General features: G+C 39.7%; 16 protein-coding genes. 15 read left to right on the top strand and 1 reads right to left on the bottom strand.

What is annotated here, in order from left to right; all coding sequences use genetic code 11:
- The 5 genes from ACTQXY_RS07900 to ACTQXY_RS07880 form a co-directional block, all read left to right on the top strand.
- A partial coding sequence (locus tag ACTQXY_RS07900) for an NUDIX domain-containing protein (RefSeq protein ID WP_441659026.1) occupies positions 1-772 on the top strand: 772 nt, incomplete at its 5' end.
- A 222-nt stretch (positions 773-994) separates the two neighbouring features.
- On the top strand, positions 995-6232 hold the full coding sequence (locus tag ACTQXY_RS07895; protein ID WP_441659025.1) for a beta-N-acetylglucosaminidase domain-containing protein: 5238 nt from the start codon (positions 995-997) through the stop codon (positions 6230-6232).
- 100 nt (positions 6233-6332) lie between these two features.
- The gene (locus tag ACTQXY_RS07890; RefSeq protein ID WP_441659024.1) at positions 6333-7196 is read left to right on the top strand and encodes a magnesium transporter CorA family protein; all 864 of its coding nucleotides are present in this window, start codon (positions 6333-6335) and stop codon (positions 7194-7196) included.
- A 17-nt stretch (positions 7197-7213) separates the two neighbouring features.
- Positions 7214-7768, top strand: a complete 555-nt coding sequence (locus ACTQXY_RS07885) for a phosphatase PAP2 family protein (RefSeq protein WP_441659023.1) — start codon at positions 7214-7216, stop codon at positions 7766-7768.
- Positions 7749-7928, top strand: coding sequence for a DUF6472 family protein (locus tag ACTQXY_RS07880; RefSeq protein WP_022250995.1), 180 nt, complete (start codon positions 7749-7751; stop codon positions 7926-7928). Before ACTQXY_RS07885 ends, ACTQXY_RS07880 begins: the two co-directional genes overlap by 20 nt.
- A 41-nt stretch (positions 7929-7969) precedes the next feature.
- On the opposite strand, the gene ACTQXY_RS07875 is transcribed toward ACTQXY_RS07880, so the two are convergent.
- On the bottom strand, positions 7970-8590 hold the full coding sequence (locus tag ACTQXY_RS07875; protein ID WP_441659022.1) for a CatA-like O-acetyltransferase: 621 nt from the start codon (positions 8588-8590) through the stop codon (positions 7970-7972).
- Between the two features lie 248 nt (positions 8591-8838).
- Here ACTQXY_RS07875 and ACTQXY_RS07870 point away from each other — a divergent pair, with 248 nt between their 5' ends.
- From ACTQXY_RS07870 to ACTQXY_RS07825, 10 genes are all read left to right on the top strand, one after another.
- Positions 8839-12699 (top strand): glycoside hydrolase family 98 domain-containing protein, encoded by a 3861-nt coding sequence (locus ACTQXY_RS07870; protein WP_441659021.1) that lies wholly within the window; start codon positions 8839-8841, stop codon positions 12697-12699.
- 48 nt (positions 12700-12747) lie between these two features.
- Positions 12748-12846 carry an LPXTG cell wall anchor domain-containing protein gene (locus tag ACTQXY_RS07865; RefSeq protein WP_441659029.1) on the top strand — a complete coding sequence of 33 codons (99 nt, stop codon included), beginning with the start codon at positions 12748-12750 and terminating at the stop codon, positions 12844-12846.
- Positions 12847-12962: 116 nt separating this feature from the next.
- Positions 12963-14714, top strand: a complete 1752-nt coding sequence (locus ACTQXY_RS07860) for a histidine kinase (RefSeq protein ID WP_441659020.1) — start codon at positions 12963-12965, stop codon at positions 14712-14714.
- The gene (locus ACTQXY_RS07855) at positions 14702-15775 is read left to right on the top strand and encodes a response regulator (RefSeq protein WP_441659019.1); all 1074 of its coding nucleotides are present in this window, start codon (positions 14702-14704) and stop codon (positions 15773-15775) included. The genes ACTQXY_RS07860 and ACTQXY_RS07855 overlap by 13 nt, the downstream gene beginning before the upstream one ends.
- Position 15776: 1 nt before the next feature.
- Positions 15777-17036 carry an extracellular solute-binding protein gene (locus ACTQXY_RS07850; RefSeq protein ID WP_441659018.1) on the top strand — a complete coding sequence of 420 codons (1260 nt, stop codon included), beginning with the start codon at positions 15777-15779 and terminating at the stop codon, positions 17034-17036.
- A 202-nt stretch (positions 17037-17238) separates the two neighbouring features.
- Positions 17239-18546 carry an extracellular solute-binding protein gene (locus ACTQXY_RS07845; RefSeq protein ID WP_441659017.1) on the top strand — a complete coding sequence of 436 codons (1308 nt, stop codon included), beginning with the start codon at positions 17239-17241 and terminating at the stop codon, positions 18544-18546.
- Positions 18547-18627: 81 nt separating this feature from the next.
- Entirely contained in the window at positions 18628-19545 is a 918-nt protein-coding gene (locus tag ACTQXY_RS07840) for a carbohydrate ABC transporter permease (RefSeq protein WP_441659016.1), read from the top strand.
- Positions 19545-20402, top strand: a complete 858-nt coding sequence (locus ACTQXY_RS07835; protein WP_441659015.1) for a carbohydrate ABC transporter permease — start codon at positions 19545-19547, stop codon at positions 20400-20402. The genes ACTQXY_RS07840 and ACTQXY_RS07835 overlap by 1 nt, the downstream gene beginning before the upstream one ends.
- Positions 20403-20417: 15 nt before the next feature.
- On the top strand, positions 20418-21680 hold the full coding sequence (locus ACTQXY_RS07830) for a Gfo/Idh/MocA family oxidoreductase (protein ID WP_441659028.1): 1263 nt from the start codon (positions 20418-20420) through the stop codon (positions 21678-21680).
- Complete coding sequence (locus tag ACTQXY_RS07825; RefSeq protein ID WP_441659014.1) at positions 21680-22984, top strand: alpha-L-fucosidase; 1305 nt, start codon at positions 21680-21682, stop codon at positions 22982-22984. Before ACTQXY_RS07830 ends, ACTQXY_RS07825 begins: the two co-directional genes overlap by 1 nt.

Below are 22984 nucleotides of genomic sequence, written 5' to 3'. Positions count from 1 at the left end.
AGTATACCGAGTTCCCTACAAGAAGAATTATAAAGAAAAAATAAGCTCAGGGAAACATTTTCATTACGTTTTGTGCCTGAGCGAAGCGAAAGGAATGGATATAACAATGAAAGAAAAATATAGTGATGGAATAGAATGGAACACATATGAAAAATTGCGGAAGGAACGTCCGGAGTTGTTTGCAGAGTCAACGCAGATTCCGATTGTGACGGATAAAGAGACGGTCGATAAATTTGTGAGAGAGACCGGGCAAAAAGTAGGTGTGATGTATAGCAGCGCATACCATTATCTGCTTGTGGATCTAATTCGGAATCCAGATGGAAAGTTATATGCATATGAAAGAATACTGCCGGTTGTGCCAAGTGGAGCAGCAGTGGCGGTGACGATTCAAAACGGATTGTTTGTGCTTCTGCGGCAATATCGGCACGCGATTCGAACGAGTCAGTATAGTTTTCCACGTGGATTTGGGGAAAAGGAACTCTCACCGTACGAAAATGTCAAAAAGGAAGTGCACGAAGAAATAGGTGCGACGGTTATCAAATGTGAATATTTGGGAGAGGTTGTCGCAGACAGTGGAATTTTAGCGAATAAAGTGGCGGTATTTGCGTGTCAGGTGGAAGGTGTGCAGAGGCGATATGCCTACGAAGGAATTGAGGATGTGGTGTTTCTTTCAGCAGAAGAATTTCGGAAATGGATTGCGGAGGGAAAAATTACGGATGGTTTTACACTGTCGGCATATAGCTTGTATTGTGCAAAAAATCAAAATGTGTGAACTGTGACTATGTAAAAATTTACTTTTGGAAAATATTGACAAAAAACTTGCAATCTTGTAGAGAATATCATATGATAATAACGATTATATGGATTGTTACTATTAGATTAGGCGAGACCAGGGAAAGAGTTTTAGATAGCTCCTGTAAAGTGGGGGACTATTTAGAATGTCCTTGGTCTTTTCTTTTTTAACAGGACAGATTCAGGAAAGGATGAAAGAGGAATGAAAAAGATTGCAAAACAAATGTTGACAGGATTACTGGCGATTGCAATGGTTTTAACAATGGGAACGCCGGCAATTCCAAAGGTTTATGCACAGGACAACACTCAGGTGGAATACGAGATTTATCCGAATCCACATGACATGTCCTACCAAGAGGGAGAATATGTTATTCGCCCGGAAGTGAACGTCGTATTTGAAAAGGAAATCGACGATGCTACGAAAAACAGAATGAATGAAGTTCTGAAAGCGAAAGACAAGAATATCACTGTGACAGCAGAAAAAGCAGAAGGTAAGACAAACATTTTAATTGGTACTTACAATTCAAATGGATATGTAGACAACTATGTGAAGGAGAACTACAGCGTAGATGCAAGCTTGTTTGAGCATTATGGTTCTTATTTTCTGGCATCCAACAATGATGAGATCGTCATCTTGGGTGTGGATACAGATGCAGCATTCTACGGAATTACATCATTAAAACATATCTTTAATCAGATGGACGGGTCTACAATCCGCAATTTCGAGATGAGAGATTATGCAGATGTAAATATCCGTGGATTTATCGAAGGCTATTATGGAATTCCATGGTCTAATGAAGACCGCATGTCTTTGATGAGATTTGGTGGAGACTTCAAGATGACTTCCTATATCTTTGCGCCAAAGGATGACCCATATCATTCTGCAAAATGGCGTGAGCCATACCCGGCAGATAAATTGGAAGAAATCAAAGAGATGACAGAAGTTGGAAATGCATCAAAATGTCGTTTCGTATGGACAATCCATCCATTTATGAACGGTGGTATCACAGAGGCAACATATGACGCAGATATCCAAAAGATTAAAGATAAATTTAATCAGTTGTACAATGTCGGCGTGCGTCAATTTGGTGTGCTGGGAGATGATGCAGGAAATCTTCCTAGAAAAGTTGTAATTAGAGTTATGAATGACTTGCAGAAATGGGCAGATGAAAAAGGCGATGTATATGATCTCGTATTTTGTCCGCAAGGCTACAACCATTCATGGCAGGGAAATTATTCTGAATTAAATGAATTAGATGAAGGTTTCCCAGAAGATGTTCGTATTTTCTGGACAGGTGAAGCAGTGTGTCAGCCAATCGAGCAAAAGACACTGGATCACTTTAGACGGTATAATTTACCGGAGGGCAAGACAGAACGTCGTGCACCGTTATTCTGGTTAAACTGGCCTGTAAATGATATCAATCATGGACGTATGCTGATGGGAAAAGGTGTGCAGCTTCACACAGATATCAATGTAAATGATATTTACGGGGCAGTGACAAACCCAATGCAGGAGTCAGAGGCTTCTAAGGTTGCGATTTTTGCAGTTGCAGATTATGCATGGAATGTAAAAGGATTCGAGGTAGATAAGAGCTGGGAGGACTCTTTCAAATACATTGAAGCAGATGCGACAGAAGAATTACACACACTGGCAAAACATATGTCGAATCCACAGCCAAACGGACACGGTCTGGTGTTGCCGGAATCAGAAGAATTACAGCCGTTGTTGAACGAATTTAAGACAAAACTGGACAACAATGAATCTGTAAAAGAAGTTGGAGTAAGATTGATGCAGGAAATGGATGTCATCATCGACGCTTGTGATGGTTTCCATGCAAAAAGCAAAAACGAAGCGCTCAAAGCTGAGTTATTGCCATTTACAAATTCACTGAAAGAATTATGTAAATCAATCCGCTCATTTGTAGAAGCGCAGATTGCAATTGAAAATGATGATATGTATGCAGCGTTTAACAGCTACACAGCAGGAAGCTCAAGCTTTAAGACATCAAAGACATTTACAAAGCCAATGCTCAATGGAAATCCACAGGTAGTATCACCAGGTTCTACACACTTGATTCCATTGACAGAAAAATTAGAAAAGAAACTATCCGGCCCAATCAATGATTATGTATCCGGTGAGGGAGAAAATCCGCTGGTGATCACTGCAGAGTCAAGTTTCACGACATGGCAGGAAGGTAATGTTAACAATATTATCGATGGTGATGAAAAAACACATGCATGGCACAATGGGTATGAAGAAGTTGGACAGTATTATCAGGTAAACTTCAGCAAACCGAGCACAATCTACGGTGTACATATTCTGAATGGTGCGAATAAGGAAGGAAAAGCACAGGATACATTTGGAAAGGCAAAAGTAAAATACAAAGTATCCGGAGAAGACACATGGAAAGACTTAACAGATAAAGAATACGGTCCATATGCAGAGCGTGTAGATGTATCCGGTATCGAGATTGAGAATGTTGTGGCAGTACGTTATGAATGTACACAAAAAGGCTCAGACAATAAATGGCCATCTATGAGAGAATTCAAAGTATCTACAACACCGGAGGCAGGAGTTGAGTTTACAAAAGAAGTCATCCGTACACAGGAAGGCTGGAAGGTCAGTCAAGGTGAAGAGAAAAATTTAATTGATGAGAATAAACAGACTTTTGTTTGGTACAATGTCAGACAAGGCGGAAATCCGGGGGATACGACTATCAAAGGTGATTATGTTGGAGTGAAATTATCACATCCAATCACATTAGGCAAAATTGATATTTTACAGGGTAAAGACGACAGCACAGATGACTATTTTAAAAATGTAAAATTGCAGTACTCTATAAATGGAAAGGATTGGAAAGATGTTCCGGGTTTAGAGCCATTTAAAGAAACAAGACATATTCAAGTAGATCTTTCAGATAAGAACATCGAGGCACAGTATGTGCGTCTGGAAAATCAGGCACAACAAAAGAACTGGATTTCATTCAGAGAATTTGATGTAGATGCAAAAGTATTTTACAATGCGAAAGCATATACAAACGTAGATGCATATAAAGACTTTGGGGCAAATGTATTCGGAGATTTTGCGGAATTAGCTCCACAAAATGGCATTGCGTTGGAGAAAGATCAATATATCGGTCTGAAATTAGACCGTGTACATGAGATTACAACGATTGAGAAGCAGTTAAAAGATGCAGACGGTATTACATTAGAAGTATCGAAAAACGGATACGAATGGACTGAGTATGCAGCTGGAAAGAATGTAGATGCACGTTATGTACGTCTCATCAACAAGACAAATGTGAAGAAAACATTCGATATTCAGAAGCTGTCATTGAAGACATTTGAGATTTATGAAAAATCACTTGTAGCTGATCAGACAACGTTTGCAATCGGTGAGGAGGCAAGCAATCCGGCAACAAACCTGTTTGACGGAGACCGCACGACACAGGTTATCTATCAGGGAAGCCAGAATCAGGGCGCAAAATTTGTCTATGATCTGGGACAGACAATTGACCTGAAGACATTGAAAGTAGTATGTAGAGACAGTGAGATTGATTTCCCACGTCACGCAAAAATTTCGGTATCAACAGATGGTCAAAAGTGGACAGATGTGATGACAATCGGTAATCAGGATAAAGAAAATGAAGGCGAAGCTTCAAACGAAGATAATATCAATGATGTACTTCCGTTACATGAGACTTCTTACAATGCAAAATTGGAAGAAAATATCAACAAGAAAGCTCGTTTTATCAAGTTTGAGATTACAAGAACAAAAGTAGGTTCAGATAAATGGGTGAGATTCCAAGAATTTGAGATCAATGGCGGTGAGTATATGCCGACAGTAAACGACCCGACATTTGAAAGTGACTGTCTGGATACAAGAAACGGAAAATATGCATACATGGTAGATGCTGATCTGTCTACGGCATTTGTTCCGGCGAAAGAAACAGGAACATTGAGCTATACAGTTTCCGACAATAACAATGTCAATGTGATTAAGATCATTCAGGGAGCAGACGCAATTTCCAATGCGACTGTAAGAGCCCGCACATTGAAAAATCCGGATAAATGGATTACACTTGGAACGCTTGCGCAGACAGTAAATGAGTTCGTATTAGAAAAAGATGCTGTTCTCTTAGATGTGAAATTAGAGTGGAAAAATGTGACACCATCTATCACAGAATTAGTATTTGCAAAGACAGACTCTGTGAATGTGGACAAAGCAGAACTGAAAAAGCTGTTAGACAACAAAGAAGATACTTCTTCTTGGACAACAGACAGTAAGCAGGCATATGATGCAGCAATTACAGCAGGTCAGAAAGTATATGACAGCGAACATGCAAGCAAAGGAAGTGTTGACAGCGCAGTACTTGCAATTAAAAATGCAGTGGCAGACAAAGAGTTGAAAGGCGATAGGTCAAAATTGCAGGCAGCATTGGACAAGGCGCTGAAAGATTCTGAGAACTACACAGCAAGAACATGGCGTGTATACAGCAACGCAGTAAGCGCAATTGAAGCAGCAACGAAGAATGCGGATAATACATCAGTAGCAGAGGTAGAAAAATTACTTGCAGATTTAGAGGCGGCAAAATCAGCGCTTGTATACAATCCGTCTGCAATGGAAGAATGTATGCTCGCAGTGCAGGCAGAAAATGACTTTATCAATGCAACAGATAAGTCTATCTATACAGAAGAGTCTTGGAATAATTTTGTTGCGGCAAAAGAAGCAGTGGAACAGCTGATTGAAAAGAACAAGACAACACCGGTACATCCATCAGAATTTAAAGATGCATTGAAAGCGTTGAAAGATGCAAAAGAGGGATTGACTTTTGTACCGGTAGCACCTGTATCAAAAGAAGTGTTGGCTGGATTGATTAAAACAGCGGAAGGTTTAGATGCACAGCTTTATACAAAAGACAGCTATCAGACATTGACAGAAGCACTTAACGCTGCAAAAGCAGAATTTGACAGAACAGACAGTACAGAGGAATCTGTAAAAGCGGCTGTTGATCAATTAGATGCAGCAATCAAAGCGCTTGTGACAAGAGCAAATGCTGAGGAAGTGAAAGCTTATATCAATGGTATTGAGTTGAAAGATGCCTCAAAATACACAGAGGAATCTTACAAGGTATATAAAGATGCATATCAGAAACTTTGTGGAGTATTAGATCGTCTTGACAATGTTTCACAGGAAGAATATCTGAAACTGAGAAATACATTTGAGACAGCCCAAGCAAATCTTGTGGAAAAAGATGCTGCTAAGCCAGAACAACCAAAACCAGATAAACCACAGCAGGATCAGAAACCAGATCCGGACGACAAGCATAAAGTTCACACAGGTGACACGACAGAAAGCAGTCTGCCAATGGCATGGTTGCTTGCAAGTGTTGTCGCAGTGGGCGGAATCTTGATCAGCAAAAAGAAAAGAGTAAAATAGTGGATTCTAATGAGGGAGAGCGGTATGCTCTCCCTTTTCAGATGCTGAAATGTATGTTAGAATAGGGCAAAGCATTGACAGAAGACAGGAGTGTGTAGATATGGACCAAAAGTGGGATATGGAGATTTTGTCAGTTGAAAAGTTTGCGGAAAGATACGAAGAATTGTTTCATAGGAGTTTTGAATCAAGCAAACTGCATTATATTCGTTTCTGCAAGGCTGAGAATTGGAATCAGGTAGTAGAAGGAATATTTGCAATTCCGCAAAAAGAAGATTTACGAGGAGAAAAAACAGCATTTGGATACTGTGTATTACCGGATCGATTTATTTTTATCGAGTACGATACAAAGATAGAGCCGATGCTGAAAGAGATGAAGGGCTATCCGAATATAGATGCGGTATCTCCATTACAGTTTCTGTTCAAATTTATGGAACATCTGCTGGAAGATGATATGATTTTTTTGCAAGGATACGAAGATAATCTGGAGGAGCTCGAGGATGAACTGTTAAATAACAATCTGGAAGATTTTAATCGGACGATTCTGGCTATCAGAAAAGAACTTTCTGTGCTGAGTTCTTATTATGAACAATTATCCGATATGGGAGAGACGATAAAGCAGAATGCAGCCGAGCAGGGGGCTGAGAAGGAAGAGTTATTATTTTCTTTGTTATGTGAAAGGGCGGGACGGTTTTATTCGACTGTTCAGGAATTGAAGGAGTACTCCATGCAGCTTCGGGAGATGCATCAGACACAGGTGGATATCAGACAGAATGAGATCATGAAATTTCTCACGATCGTGACAACCATATTTATGCCACTGACACTCATTGCAGGATGGTATGGTATGAATTTTGTCCATATGCCGGAGCTTTCATTGCGGTATGGATATGCGATTATTTGCGGCATCTGTCTGCTGATTGTGTTGATTGAGATATGGTTCTTTAAAAAGAAAAAATGGTTTTAGAAAATAAGGAGAAAAAGATGGGAATAGAAATACAATTTTTAGACTGGCTACAGACGTTACATAGTCCAATAGTTGATAAAATGATGCTTGGGATCACGCACCTTGGAGATGCAGGAATTTTTTGGATTGTGTTGGCGGTTGTTCTGCTTTTGATCCCGAAAACGAGAAAGAGCGGATTGATCGTGGCAGCGGCATTATGCATTGATGTCATTGTGTGCAATGGAATTTTAAAAAATCTGTTTGCCAGAACGAGACCGTTTGATGTCAATGAGGCAGTACAGCTTTTGATTACAGCGCCGAAAGATTTTTCGTTTCCGTCAGGACATACGGCTGCATCTTTTGCGGCGGTTGCGGCGCTTTATTTTGCGGGGGAGAAAAAGCTTTGGAAGGTCTCGCTTGTGCTTGCTGTTTTGATTGCATTTTCACGAATGTATCTGTATGTGCACTATCCGACAGATATTTTAGGCGGAGTGCTTGTCGGACTTGGAGCCGGAGCGGCAGGTTATTATCTTGTTATCACATTGCAAGAACGAATTGGAAGGAGGAAGAAAAATGGCGCAGACGAACTGTGAGAGTTGTATGAATTACGAGTATGATGAAGAATATGATTACTATGTATGTATGAAAAATCTGGATGAAGATGAGATGTATCGGTTTGTTCGGGGAGAATTTCGGGATTGCCCGTACTATCAGTTCGGAGACGAATATCAGATTGTGAGAAAACAGATGTAAAAAGGCTGTGTGCGGTGACACAGCCTGACACATTCTGAGACTTATAATTCATCAATCATTTTTTGAAGACCTTCATAGAATCTGCCAATATGAACGCCGTCGATTATGCGGTGATTGACTTCCACGGACATTCCGAGTGTCTCACGACCGTTTTGGGCGATGATCTTTCCCCAGGTGATTCGTGGAATCATATCATCGATATCCAGATTACGTTCATGGGTACATCCGGTAAGGTCAAGCCACGGAAGACAGGAGATATAGATCAGCTCGTCGCCTTCTTCGGTCTGGTTAATAAACGTCGTCTGTGTATGGCTTTTTTCTTTTGCAACACGGCAGAATTCTTCCATGGAATCCTGACAGCGGACAGTGACAATATAGAACTGTTCACTGTCTTTTTTTATGTCTGTAAAGCTTGGAATCCGCTCTTCTAAAAGTGCAACTTTTCCATCATGAATGGTATAGCGGAAATTTTCGACTTGATTTATTGCTTTTGTAACCAGATAGGTCAGTGCATAATAAAAAGAAAGACCGTGGCTTTTGGTGTATTTGTGAAGCTGCGTGACATCCACACGGAAAGTTGTACTGTAAAATGGATGATCCACAGTAGAAAAAAAGTCAAATAATTCTGCTCGTGGCCAAAGTGACTTGTCAATATATTTCATAATGTTTCCTCCTCAAATTTTTGATTTTATTATATCGCAGAGAAAAAGAACATACAACCTTGTTGATTTCTCTTACACTAAGTCGTCCGCCTTAACAGTTAAGAGTGAAAGATACAAAAGTTACAAAATATGTATACGAAAATACAAATGCTAGTAAATAAAGTACAAGTTTTGGTAAATGTATTACATGTTAAAAGGGGAATAGATATAGTAAGCTATAAAGTAGAGAAAGAGAGAGGAGAAAGCGCATGAGGAACGGAAAAGAAAACAAAAAAGTAAAACTGTTCGGTATGTCCTGTCTTGCAATGACGCTTATGGCACTTGGAGTGACAGAGGCGAAGGCAGCCGATGCAAAGAAAACCCCGCCACTTGTGAATCTTGCAGAAGAAAAAGACGTCAAGATCAAAGTCGGTGATGGAATGACGATAAAAGAGGAAGAGTTATTAACAGATGGTGATAAGTATTATCTGCAGCACAATGATACTGACAACAAAGACGGAAAGAACTGGGAAGCGTATCAGGAACGTGGAACAGAAGTGACGAGTACGAATGCAAAAGACAAAGGAGTGTGGGTGCAGATAGATCTTGGAGCATCCTATCCGATTGAAGTAATCAACTTAAAACGACAAGTGTACGAAGGAACATCGACAATTGGGAATGGGAATCCAAGTGGGCAGGGAACCCGCTTAAATGGAAAGAAAATCTCTTACGAAGATACAGCAATTGTAATTGGAAATGAGGAGAATCTGTCAGATGGTGAGGTTGTCTATTATGCAGGAGACCCAGCACTTCCAAGTGGGGTGGAAAAACCAGACAGTATTTCAGAAGCATATCAAGAGGAGATGGGTGGACAATGGTTCTATATGGATTATGAGAATGAAAAAGGGCTGGGAGCAACAGAACTTGGAACGACAAAGACAGCACGTTATGTCAGAGTATATACAGAAAATCCAAAAGAAGCAGCTGTAAAGTTTATGGAACTTGGAGTTTATGGTTATGAGAATGCACAAAGTGTACAGAAACAGGATGGTCCGCGCCGTGTTATTGACAATGAAAACCCGATGATGATCGCAACTGCATACTCGAATGATGTCTATAAGATAGGTCAGAAAGAAGGACCGGAGCTTCAAGGCTGGAACACAGTGGCAGGAAGATGGAAGGCAATTCCGGATGATTTGAAAAAGAACAACGTGTTGCTTTTACATACAAACAATCTTCGTCAGTTTGCGCCGGATCATATAGGACAGGCGTATTTGCAGGCATTCCATGAGCATGGATTACAGATTGCTTATGAAGAAGGAGCACCGGTAATGTTACTTGGTTTGACGGCAGCGGCAACCCCGGAACAAGGTGGAACGCAATACAATATCACAGCAGATATGGATTACGGATGGTTGGATTTGATGTACCGCATGTATCCGAATATGCAGGGGGTATTTAATACAGAGAATTTCTGGGTTTCTGGCGGAATTCAGGGAACTGCTGAAGGAAGTGCGAAGATGTTGGAAATTGCAGCACGTTTTGGTGGATTTTTTGTGTGGTCAGATCAGGATCATGGTGACACAGTTAAGAATATTATTAGCAATCAGAATATGAAAAATGCATTGGAAAAGTATGGAGATTCATTTTATCTGATTTATAAAAATACCAATTCAAGCAGTCCGGATGATTTAAAGACGACTAGTTTCTTTCAAGGAAGCTGGCTGGCAGGATATACTGGAGGCTGGGGGATGCTCTCTGACACATGGGCATGGGAGAAAAAATATTCTAAGCTTTGGCAAGGAAAAGGAAATTATAACAATTGGCAGGGGCTTTGTGGGGAACCTGAGGCACTGCTAGGAATGCAGATGATGAATACATATCTTGGCGGAGGTGTGATTTATACGTTTGAATTTCCGGAGATTGTATATGGAACAAGAGATACGAATAGTCCGGCAAATACACACGTGTTAAGTGAGATGTTCCGTTATATTGTGAACAATCCGGCACCGTCTAAGAAAGAGGTTTTACAAGAGACTAAGGCGATTCTTTATGGCAATGTTCCTTCAAGTTTTTACAGTGGGCTGTCAGGAACTCCTACAGGATTTCAGATTTATGAGAATGGGCGCTATGGTTTGATACCGGTAGTGCCGGAATGGGATAATAGAGCTAAAGTGACAGAAAAGTTACGTCGTGAGGCAGCTGAGCTTGGCGTGACACCGCCGAATGTATTGGATGTATCTGATGTCAATATGACAGGACAGTTAAAGCAGAAGTATTTTAACAACCTTTATCCGATTGAGTATGTGGGGGATGCCTTTGCAGATAAATGGAATGATACATGGTATTTGTACAACAGCAAAGTAAATGAAAACAAAAAGCAAAGTGCGACTCTTCCGCTGGAAGGAAAAGAGAAAAGTGCAAGATTGAAAGTGGAGATGGAACCGCATGCATTTATCATCATGAATGAAGAAAAAGATGGCTCTGCAGTGGACATTACTTTGAACAACTATCGTGTCAACAAAGACGAAGTGATCTTTGATAATAAGTATGGATTGACCTGGACCGGTAATTTTGCACCGGGACAACCTGTAATTGAAGGAAAGAAGTCCGTATATACTTATATGGATCAGTACAATGTGGTAAATGCACCAGCAGGAAAACATTCACCGGAAGACAATGAACTTCGAACAACGACATTCGAGCTAACAAAGCTTGCAAAGAAACCAGTGGTAAAAGTGATAGATGGACAGAAACCGGATACTGATGGAAAAGTACAGTATCAAGAGCCAGAAGTTACTTTTGATGAAAAGACTGGAAAAGCAGTCGTTACGATAGAGACAAACGGTTGGGTAAAACTTTCTGTTACAGGACTAGAATTTGTATATGATGAAAATGCTCAGAAAATCGAGGATAATGAGACAGAATCTGTCAGAACAAATTTAGCACTGTCAAAAAAACTGACATTTTCAAGTCCAACAAGTGATAATAGCCGAGCAACGATGGCAGTAGATGGACAAAAGGATAATGCAGACAGCTACTCCGATCCGGGAGGAAATGAAGGTGGTGCGCATTGGATGCAGGTTGATCTTGGGGGATTACACCATGTGGAAGAAGTGAATTTATATCGTTACTGGAAGGATAGCAGAAAATATCAAGATACAGTAGTACTTCTATCACCGGACAGTTCCTTTGACCCAACGAAGACACTGGTATTGTGGAATGGAAATCGTGATGAGAATTTGAAGTGGCCGGCTTCTTTAAGTGGAGAAAATGGGCAGACACATACATTGCCAAAGGGGAGCAATCAAGAATATGCAGAGACAGCCAACGGAAAGACTATGAAGGTGTATGATGAAGGTGTGAGCTGGTTAGATCCAAATACAGATATGCCATTGCCGAAAAAAGGGGAACGCTTTGATGCGGCGTATGTACGTGTGTACATGAATGGTAGTGTGAATGGGAATACAGTTGGAAAAACAAACCATATCGTAGAGTTGGAGGTATTTGGGGAAACCGGAGAAGTAGAACTGAAAGATGAAGAAGCACCAACAGCACCAGCGGATTTGAAGGTGGTATCTCCAAAAGCTTCAGAGCCTGCAATTACGTTCCTTTCAGCAGTTGATAATACAGGAATTGCAAAATATGTAGTGACATGGAGTAAGGATGGAAATGTTGAGGGAACAAAAGAGACGACAGAGACAGCTCTCACACTTGATTCGGTAGAGGCTGATCAGGTTTATATGGTAAGTGTAAAGGCGGTTGACGGATTTGGGAATGAGTCGGAGGCAATTAACACAACATTCACGGCGAAGGAGATTCAGGTAAGTGCAGATATTTCATCTGGAACTTACAATGCTACTCAGTATGTCACACTAACTGCAAGTGAAGAAGCAGAAATTTACTATACAGTAGATGGAAGTCAGCCGTTTAATAAAAATCATGAATTGACAGAATCTGCAAAGAGATATGAAGAGCCGATCGCAATTGAAACAAGTTGCGTTCTGAATGCAGCAGCGAGAAAGGACAATATTGAGTATGGAACGTTTTCATGGAATTACGTAATCGAAAAAGAGACAGAAGAAAACGAAAACCAGCCACAAGAACCACAACAGCCACAAGAACCATAACAGCCGCAAGAACCACAGCAGCCACAACAACCGGAGAAACATTCGGCCATAAAGACAGGAGATGAAAGTAGTCTATTGGTTTACGGTGTTATGATGATGGTGGCATTAGGAGCGGGAGTGATATTCCGCAAAAGAGAAGAACACTAGTTTTTACAACTGGAAAGAGCAAAAACGGATAGCCGTTATGGAGCATTGAAAATCTATTTAGGTTCGATGCTCCATTTTGGCTTTTCATAAATATTCTGAGATGGTAAAATTGATATATGGAAAAGCAAAAGAATAAAAAAAAGAAACGAAGTTTTAGAAATGAGGTTATTGCACTCACCCTTTCTGCATGTATTATTTCCGTTTTTATTTTAGGGGTTGTACAGACGGCATTATCGGTGTATCATTTTTCAGAACAGGCACACACCGATTTGGAATTTTATCTGGAAAATACAAATGGACAGTTTGATACAAGAGTTAAAAATATGGAAAATATGATTATCTCTTTTCGAAACAACACAATATTAAAGCAGTTCATGGAAGGAGATAACTACAATATAGAAGAAGTGAGAGAACAGTTCATAAGTGCTGCTGATCTATTTTCGGAGGCTAATGTCGTGAATTCGGTCCATCCGTTTGTTGACTGTGTATATTTATTTAACAGTAAAGGAAAGTGGGTAAATAGCCAGTTTTATCCGATGGTCGTAGAAAAATTGGAGATACAAAACCAATTTTTAAAAGAAATCAGCGAAGAGTTCATGAAAAGTGATAAAGAGTACCGATATATATCTATAGAAGAACGAACCTATGTATGTACAAGAATCTATGATGAAAATATGAATGAGACAGGATGCTGTATTCTGTCAATTGAAAAAGAAGCTGTGGAGGAGCTGTTTGATGCATCAGAGTTGTACGAAGATAGACTTTGGATGGTTGCAGGAGCAGGTGGGGAAGTTTTGTTCGCGAATGAAGGAGGAAGAAAGATATCAGGAGAATTGGTGCTGAATCATCAGTTTTCTAATCAGGAAATGGAGGTAAAAAACGAAACCTATATGATTCATGCAAAAAAGACTGGTTTTGGAATGAAAAGCAATCTGTTGGTGAGCAAGCGATCAATTAATCGTTCTATTTTATCAACGATCCGACCATTCGCATTAATCTTTATTGTTGTTATTGCAATTACAGGTATTCTTGTATTTTTAGCTTCTATGAAAATGACAAAGCCACTAAAATGGATTGGAGAGGACATTCAAAAATTTGGAAATGGAAAATTAAATGGAAGAATGAGGGAGTTTGATACAAGAGAATTTGAAGAAATCAGCCATTTATTCAATGAGATGACAGAGCAGATAAAAGAACTGATTACAGAGGTGTATGAGAAGCAGCTTCTGGCGACACAAGCACAGGTAAGATACCTACAGTCGCAGATTAACCCGCATTTTATGTTTAATATTTTGTCTATGTTAAGTATGCGTGCTGCTCTTAGTGGGGACAAGCAGATGCAAAAGCTTTTGGGAGCATTCTCCAAGCTAATACAGGGAAAGATTTTTCGCAAAGGAGAAATACAGATTCCGTTTTCAGAGGAAATTGAGTTGATTGAGTTTTATCTTTTGCTGCAGAGTGAACGATTTTCAGGAAAGATCGTGTATGAAATCTGCTGTGATGAGGATGTAAAAACGGCTAGAATACCAAGGTTGATGATTGAGCCTCTTGTAGAAAATGCGGTGGCACATGGCTTAGAACCAAAACAGGAAAAAGGATATATAACAGTGGTGGCAAAAGAGCAGAATGGAAAGCTTTGGGTTCAAGTAAAGGATAATGGAGTTGGATTTGACGTGAAGGAACTAGAGAAAAAGGAGCAGAAGGCAGATAAAAAGCATACACATATCGGTTTGGTAAATACACAGCAAATGCTTCGGACAGTTTATGGGGAAGAGGCAACGATGGAAATTCAAAGTGAAATAGATGCCGGAACGTGTGTTACGATTTGTCTGCCGCTTGAAAAGGAGGTGCCGCTATGTGGAGAGTAATGATTGCAGATGATGAACCATATATTCGAGAAGGATTGGAAAAACTGATTGACTGGAGTGTGATTGGTTGTGAGCTGGTATATAGTGCTGAAAACGGACAGGAGCTTTTAGAAGAGATTCAAAAATGTTCGCCGGATGTAGCTGTCATAGACATTAAAATGCCTGTGATGAGCGGCATGGAGGTTGCTGAGTTCATCTATAAGAATAATATTCCGACAGTTGTTATATTCCTGACTGCGTATGCTGATTTTCAATATGCACAAAAAGCAATACAATATAAAGTGAGTGACTATATTATAAAAACATCTGCGCTAGAGGAAATTCCTGCGGCAATTGAGCGGATTCGAAAGAAGAAAGAGAGTGAGATCGTGAGATCATATCGTATGATCATGATCACTCCGGTCAGACAAAGAGAAAAAGTGAGAAAATTTTTTATACATGCATTTCATTCCATTGAATATCAGATTCTTACGCTTGGGGATCATGAAGAAGGAATCATGGTCACGGAGAAAAATGGAAATCAGATAGAAGAGATTATTCAAGGGTGTGAAAAGATGCGAGGGTTTTGTGAAAACTTTCTGGGCGAGGAGCCAAAGATCATATGTAGTGCATCGTATCGCAAGATGGAGGATACGTTACTTTTATATGAACAGATGCAGGAGTATGCAAAGAAAAAGAAACATGAGGAACAGATTGTACTTTTGGAAAAAGAGCAGATTCTGGAGTCGGAAGATGTTGGAAACCTTTTGAACCGTGTGCAGAATTATATACAGAACCATTATGCAGAGCGAATTACATTGGAGGATATTGCGGAGGCAGTTCATGTCAGTTCTGGATATCTCAGTCGTTTCTATAAGATGAAAGTTGGGAAAAACCTATTTGATACAATTAATTCGCTGCGGATTGAGAAAGCAAAGGCACTTTTGGAAAAAGGGGATAAAAAGATTTACGAGGTTGCATCAATGACAGGATTTGAGGATACAGCATATTTTTCAAAGGTGTTTAAAAAGTATGCTGGATGTCCACCGAAAGAATATGAGCAGACATGTGGAAGGAGATAGTGTGAAGAGAAGAAGAATAGTTTTTGGGGTTATGCTTTTCTGTCTGATCCTTACAGGATGTCAGGAAAAGGAAAAAGAAAAAGTGGAGATTACACTGATACATGGATGGGGAACGATGGAAGAAGAGCATATTCGAATGAGGGAAATCTATCAGGATTTTGAAAAAGAGTACCCAGATATCAAACTGAATCTAATGTCTATGACTTCATCGGAGGAAGTGGTAGAGAAAGTGGGGAATATGCTTTCGGTTGGAGAAATCCCGGATCTGGTGTTTATGGGCGGTTATGGAAAGGATTCCGTGTATCGATTTATGGTGGAGAATGAAAAAGCTTTGGATCTGATGCCCTATTTGGAAAAAGATAAAGATTTCAAGCAAAATATTGCACCGGAGATTATTTCTTATTGGGAGCAGAATGGACATTTGTATACGTTGTCTGATGTGCTGCTTGCAGCAGGTGGATATTGGTATAATGAGGAGATTTTCAAACAGGTGGGGATCGAGGAAGTGCCAGTGACATGGGAAGAATTTTTTGACGTGTGTGATCGGATACAAAAGTGGTCTGAGGAAAGTGGAAGTGGTGTGATTCCAGTAATTGTTACACAAGAGAACAGTACTTATTTGGCAGACGCATTTTTGTTGGATGCATCAGAGTCAAAAGAAAAGGAGTTGATGCCTAACTCGATAGAAGTTGAAGATGATGAATACCGCAGTGTGCTAGAAGCAATAAGGCGAATGAACCAATATGATACTGAATCGGGAAGAGAATATGGCTACAGAGATGTTGGGAGTATGTTCAACAGTCAAAAAACAGCCATTTATGTCAATGGTGTTTGGGCTGGAAAATTAATTGATGAAAAAATAAATGCAAGATATGCTGCATTTCCGGGAAGAGAGGGGAAATCATCTTCCTGTTTATCGGCATGTATTGGATATGTTGTCGGGAATACTACGGATAAAGAAAAAAGGGACGCAAGTGTCAAGTTTTTAAAATATATACTTAGTGAAGAAGTGCAGGAGAGAATCCTTCTAGAGACCGGACAGATGCCATCCAATCCACAAGTTGATCTTGAAGACTATAAACAACAGGAACCAAGACTATATCAGTCTGTACAGGAGGTGCGACAAGCTGATAGAAAGATTGAGGTGCCCAATAATCTCTGGACGACAGAACAGATTGAAGTCTTTCAGAATGGCATTTTAAATGTACTGGAAGGAAAGAAAGAGGAAACAGAATTTATTGCAGAATTCAAGAGAAAGTAAAGAGACAGGTTAATGGTATCCTGTCTTTTTTTATGGGTCAATAAATTACAAGAAAATACAGAAAAGATAAATAAAATACAGAAAATGTAGAAAGAAAAGTAAAAAGATAGAAATAATGCAAAAAAGAGTAAACAACCTCCATAGAGTGAAAAAAGACAGTATGGTAATCTAAATATAACAAATCTCAAGGAGGATATAAGAAATGAAAAAGAAAAAAATTATCAGTCTGATTTTAGCTACTGCAATGGTTTCATCTATGGCTTTGGCAGGATGTGGAAAATCGGAGGACAAAAAAGATGAAGGCAAAAAATCAAGTGACAACGTTTTGGAATTTTATCATGGATACTATCAGGACGAGTCAGAATGGGCACCTGCACAGGTAATGCGTGAAATCTATGATGAATTCGCAAAGGAACATGCTGATGGAGATGTAGAGTTCAAACCAATTCCGACAGAAGATATTGACAGTGTAGTAGAGAATAAGGTAGCGGGTGGCGGATACCCAGACATGATCGATCTTGCAGGACGTTCGGTATCACTTTCAGCAATCTCTCAGGACCTTCTGCTAGATATGAAACCATACATAGACGAAGAGGGAATCAAAGATAATGTTGGAATCAATTACACACAAAATGATGTAGATGGAAAAATTTACACCGTACATGATCAACTTTTGACACTGGGATACTGGTACAATGATAAAGTTCTTGCAGATGCAGGCGTGTCAGCACCAGATACATGGAACGACTGGGCAGCATTTGAGACAGCTATGGAACAGGTTCGTTCATCGGGACAGGATGTATATGCATATGGGGCTGGACAAGGTTCTGCAAGATGTTTTAATGCAATTCTTGGTATGTCAGAAAGTGGAAGAAAAATGTTAGAAGGACCTTTGACTGAAGATACAATTAATTCCAAAGAATTTGAAGAGGCATTCAAACAGGTAGCAGGCATGGACCAACAGAATGGTTCTGCAAATGCCAGCAGTAACTCCGCTGACGGAGCAAATGATTGGGCGGCAGATTTCAACAAAGGAAAATCAGCAGTATTCTTTAATGGTGTATGGGCAGCAGGTGGATTTGAAGATACAGCAAACTTTAAACCGGCAATTTTCCCTGGAAATGTAGCACTTTCAGCAGCAAGTGGCGGAATTACAATTTCAAGTGATATGAGCGATGAGAAGAAAGAATTAGCATTAGAATTTGTAAAATACATGACAAGTGACGAAGTACAGACAAGAATTTTTAAAGAAGTAGGGGCAAACCCATGTACAACAACATTAGATTTGAATAAACTTGCAGAGGGATCGGATGAGAAGACAATTCTTTTAGCAGAAGCATGTGCACAGGCGAATGGTGCGGAACACATTGTGGCAACATTAGATGCACAGTGGGGAACTGATATCGCAAATGCGATTGGAAACAAATTAATTGAGTCAACAGTATCAGGTGCAGATATAAATGCAAAATTTGAAGAGTTAAAGACAGAACTGCTTGGATTGATTGGATAAGATCATTGAGAAAGCTGCTTTGAGAATATGCTTTGTCTCAAAGCAGTTTTCTTTTGTACGATTTAACAGAGGAGGTACAGCATGGAAACGATTGGAACAAAACAAAAATTAAGAAAAAATCTGTTTATCTTTGTTTTTTTATTACCAACACTAGTTTGTTTTTGTGTATTTTATTTATATCCGATTTTGACTGTGATTATTAGTTCATTTTCAAAATGGGATTATACAAATTTGAATAATATGCAGATGTACTCATTTTCACATCTGTTTGATAACTATAAATATGTTTTTGAAAAGTACCCGTATTTCTGGGAGGGATTAAGAAACTCCTGCATTTGGGCGCTGTGTGGATTAATTATACAGGTTCCAATTGCAACAGGAGTTGCATTGATTATCTCGAAGAAATGTAAGGGGTGGAAACTCGCAAGAAATATCTATGTTATTCCGAACATCATTTCATCTGCGGCAATGGGCTTGATTTTCTTGCAGTTATATAATCCGAAATATGGAATTATTAATGAAATCATCAGTGTGTTCGTGCCAAATTTTGAGGAGAATATTTTATTTATTCCAAAAGTAAATATGATTGCTCTGACATGTGCATACATTTTCTTCGCCGGAACAAATATGATCATGGTACTTGGACAGATCAATGCAATTCCGGAAGAAGTCCGAGAAGCAGCATTACTAGATGGTGCCAAGGGATGGACGTTGGATCGTTGTATCGTCTTACCACTTATTAAAGATACAATCAAGACGATCAGCATCTTATCCGTATCAGCAGGATTCCTGTTATACAATGAAGTTTACTTTTTGACAAATGGAGCAGCTGGAACAAAAAGTATCAGTTTCCTTATTCGAGAACTTGCCGTTGTCAGTCCGAGAGCACAGTATGCAAGAGCGAATGCGATTGGTACAATACAGATTCTTGGAGGGTTGGTTCTGATCTTCATAATTAACATGCTGTTCCGTGAAAGGAAAGAAAGGAGCAGAGTATAATGAGAAAACAAAAAAAAGAAAAAGAGATTGTCCGCGGTGTGGGCAGAGGCGGAAAAATAGTCTCTTATATTGTGATGATTGCAGTTGCAGTAATTTCTCTGTTTCCAATCATCTGGGTTGCAATTTCGTCTTTAAAAGCCGATCCATTGGCAGAACCAGGATTTACACTGCCAAAGGCACTTTGCTTTGATGGATATGTTGGTGTCTTTGCAGATATGAATATTATGAGATACTTTTTTAACAGTTTTAAGGTGGCTGGAATTTCAGTTTTATTGAGTATTATCATGATTTCCATGTCGGCATATGTTGTTGCGAGAATGCAGTTTAAATTCAAACCGGTAGTGAGCGTGATGCTGATGTCCACATTATTTATCCCGCCTACTGCGATGACATTCCCGGTATACAACTTGGTCAATAGTATGAATATCAATGATAGCCATGCAGGACTCATTATGATCTATACATGCAGTGGTATTGCCGTCAGTTTTATGGTTATTCGAAATTATTTTATGACAATTCCGAAGGAACTTGAAGAGGCGGCACGTATTGATGGATGTGGATATATACAGACATTTTTTAGAATTATGCTTCCGATTGCAAGACCTGGTATTTTTACAGCGGCAATGCTTGCGTTTATGAATTATTGGAATGAGTACTATTGGGCTTCTATGGTGCTGACGACAAAAGAATTAAAGACCGTTCCGGCAATTCTGGCACAATTTCAGAATGCATTTTCGACAAATTACAATGGAATGTTTTCCGCAATTGTCGTAATTTTACTTCCACCGGTTATTCTATTCTGCTGCTTTAGCAAGTACTTTATAGAAGCACTTTCCGGTGGAGCAGTCAAGGGATAATAAGGAGAGAAGATGATGAAACAAGTAACAGCTATTCTGCTTGGTGCAGGACAAAGAGGAGCGGAAGCGTATGCTTCTTACGCATTGGATTATTCAAATGAATTAAAATTTGTAGGTGTGGCGGAACCTCGAAAAGACAGAAGAGAAGAGTTTGCAAGATTACACGGCATTTCAAAGGAAAATGCCGTAGAGTCTGATATGGAACTGCTAAACAGACCGAAAATGGCAGATTGTGTGTTGATCTGCACACAGGATCAGATGCATTATGAGGCGTTGAAACTGGCGGCAGAAAAGGGATATCACATTTTGTGTGAAAAGCCGATTTCGCCAGTTAAATCAGAATTAGAGGAGATCAAAAAGCTGGCGGAAGAGTATGATAAGGTCATCAGTATCTGCCATGTCCTTCGATATTCGCCATTTTTCAGAGAGATTAAAAGACTTTTAGATGATGGAACTATTGGACAGTTGATAGATATTCAGCATATTGAAAGTGTGGGGTATTGGCACATGGCTCACAGTTTTGTAAGGGGCAACTGGAGAAATAAGGCATTGAGCAGCCCTATGATCTTGCAAAAATGCTGTCATGATATGGACATTTTGTTATGGCTTGTTGGTTCTTCCTGTAAGAGACTGAGTAGCTTTGGAAGTCTTACACATTTCAAAAAAGAGAATGCGCCAGAAGATGCACCAGCTTATTGTCTGGATGGATGTGCACATCGTGAAGCATGTCCGTATTTTGCACCAAGATTCTATCTAGAAGACTTAGAGGAAAAAGGTGGGACCTTTGCGAAAGTAGTCAGCCTTAAAACGGATAAAGAATCTGTGATCAATGCATTGAAAGATGGACCGTATGGAAGATGTGTATATCATTGTGATAATGATGTGGTAGATCATCAGGTTGTGAATTTGCAATTTGAAAATGATGTAACAGTCAGCATGACGATGTGTGCATTTACAAATAAATGCGAGAGAATTATCAATCTAATGGGAACAAAAGGCCAGATACGTGGCAACATGGAAGAAAATGAAATTGTCGTGGAGGACTTTGCAACGGGAAAAACAACAAAGATTGTTGTAAAAGTTCCAAAAGGTGGACATAGCGGAAGTGATGTATCAATGATGAAAGAGTTTGTTAATCTTGTTGCAACAGGGGGAACAGCAAAAAGTGTAAGTGCGGCATCGGAATCTGTGGAAAGTCATCTGATGGCACTTGCGGCAGAAGAAAGCAGAGAGCACGGGGGAGCAGTATATGAAATGAAAGGATTTGGTGAGAAATAATGAATAAGGAAATATGGAATCGAACTGAATGGTTTAGAAAAGACAGATTTGGAATGTTCATTCATTGGGGATTGTATGCAATTCCTGCACTTGGTGAGTGGATTATGTCTGAGAAAAGAATGAAAGTGGAAGACTATGAACAATACTTTGAGCAGTTTGATCCAACGGATTATAATCCAAGAGAGTGGGCGAAGCTTGCCAAAAAAGCAGGTATGCAGTATGCGGTACTGACTGCAAAGCACCATGATGGATTCTGTCTGTTTGATTCTGCTTTGACAGATTATAAGGCTACAAATACAAAGGCAGGGCGAGATCTTGTACAGGAATTTTTAGATGCGTTTCGTGCAGAAGGGCTGAAGGTAGGACTTTATTTTACACTGATTGACTGGCATCATCCAGATTATCCGAAATATAACGATGCTTTCCACCCAATGCGTCAGAATGAGGCATATAAAGATGAAAAGATTGATTTTAACCGCTATTTGGACTATATGCATGGACAGGTAGAGGAGATTGTCACAAATTATGGAAAATTGGATATTTTATGGTTTGATTTTTCCTATGACGATATGTGTGCGGACAAGTGGAGAGCAGAAGAATTGATTCAGATGGTTCGAAAACATCAGCCGGATGTGATCATTGATAACCGCTTGGAAGGTTCAGGAGAGAAAAATGGAAGTATTGTAACGGAGACACCAAACAGTTACAGCGGAGATTTTGCAAGTCCAGAGATGATCATACCGCCGGGGGGGATGAGAGATCTCAAAGGAAATCCGATTCCGTGGGAACTGTGTGCGACATTGAACAATCATTGGGGATATTGTTACCATGATCATACATATAAAACACCACAGACGGTAATCCGCAAATTGGTAGAGTGTGTCAGCAAGGGGGGCAACTTTATTTTGAATGTGGGACCGGACGCAAAAGGGAAAATTCCAAAGGAAAGTCAGGACGTATTGGAGGCTGTTGGAGAGTGGATGAAGGACAACGGAGAAAGTATTTACGGATGCGGAATTTCTGAGTTTGACAAGCCGGAGTGGGGACGTTATACTCAGAATAGGAAGACTGTCTATGCTCATATTTATGAAACTCCGCTCGGAGCATTGCCACTTTATCAGATCAGTCCTAAGCAAGTAAAAAAAATTACATTTTTGTCAAGTGGGGCAGAAGTACAGAGAGGAGAGGCGTGGAATACAGCAATGTATTCAGATACACCATTTGTAGCTTTAGGGGAAAATCCAGTGTTCAGTTATCCGCTTCCAGATGAATTGGATACTGTATTGAAGATTGAATTGAAGTAA

The sequence above is a fragment of the Faecalimonas sp. LCP19S3_D12 genome, from assembly GCF_052121495.1.
Lineage (GTDB): Bacteria > Bacillota > Clostridia > Lachnospirales > Lachnospiraceae > Faecalimonas.
Note: the sequence above shows the minus strand (reverse complement) of the source record. Positions and strands in the feature narration are given on the sequence as shown.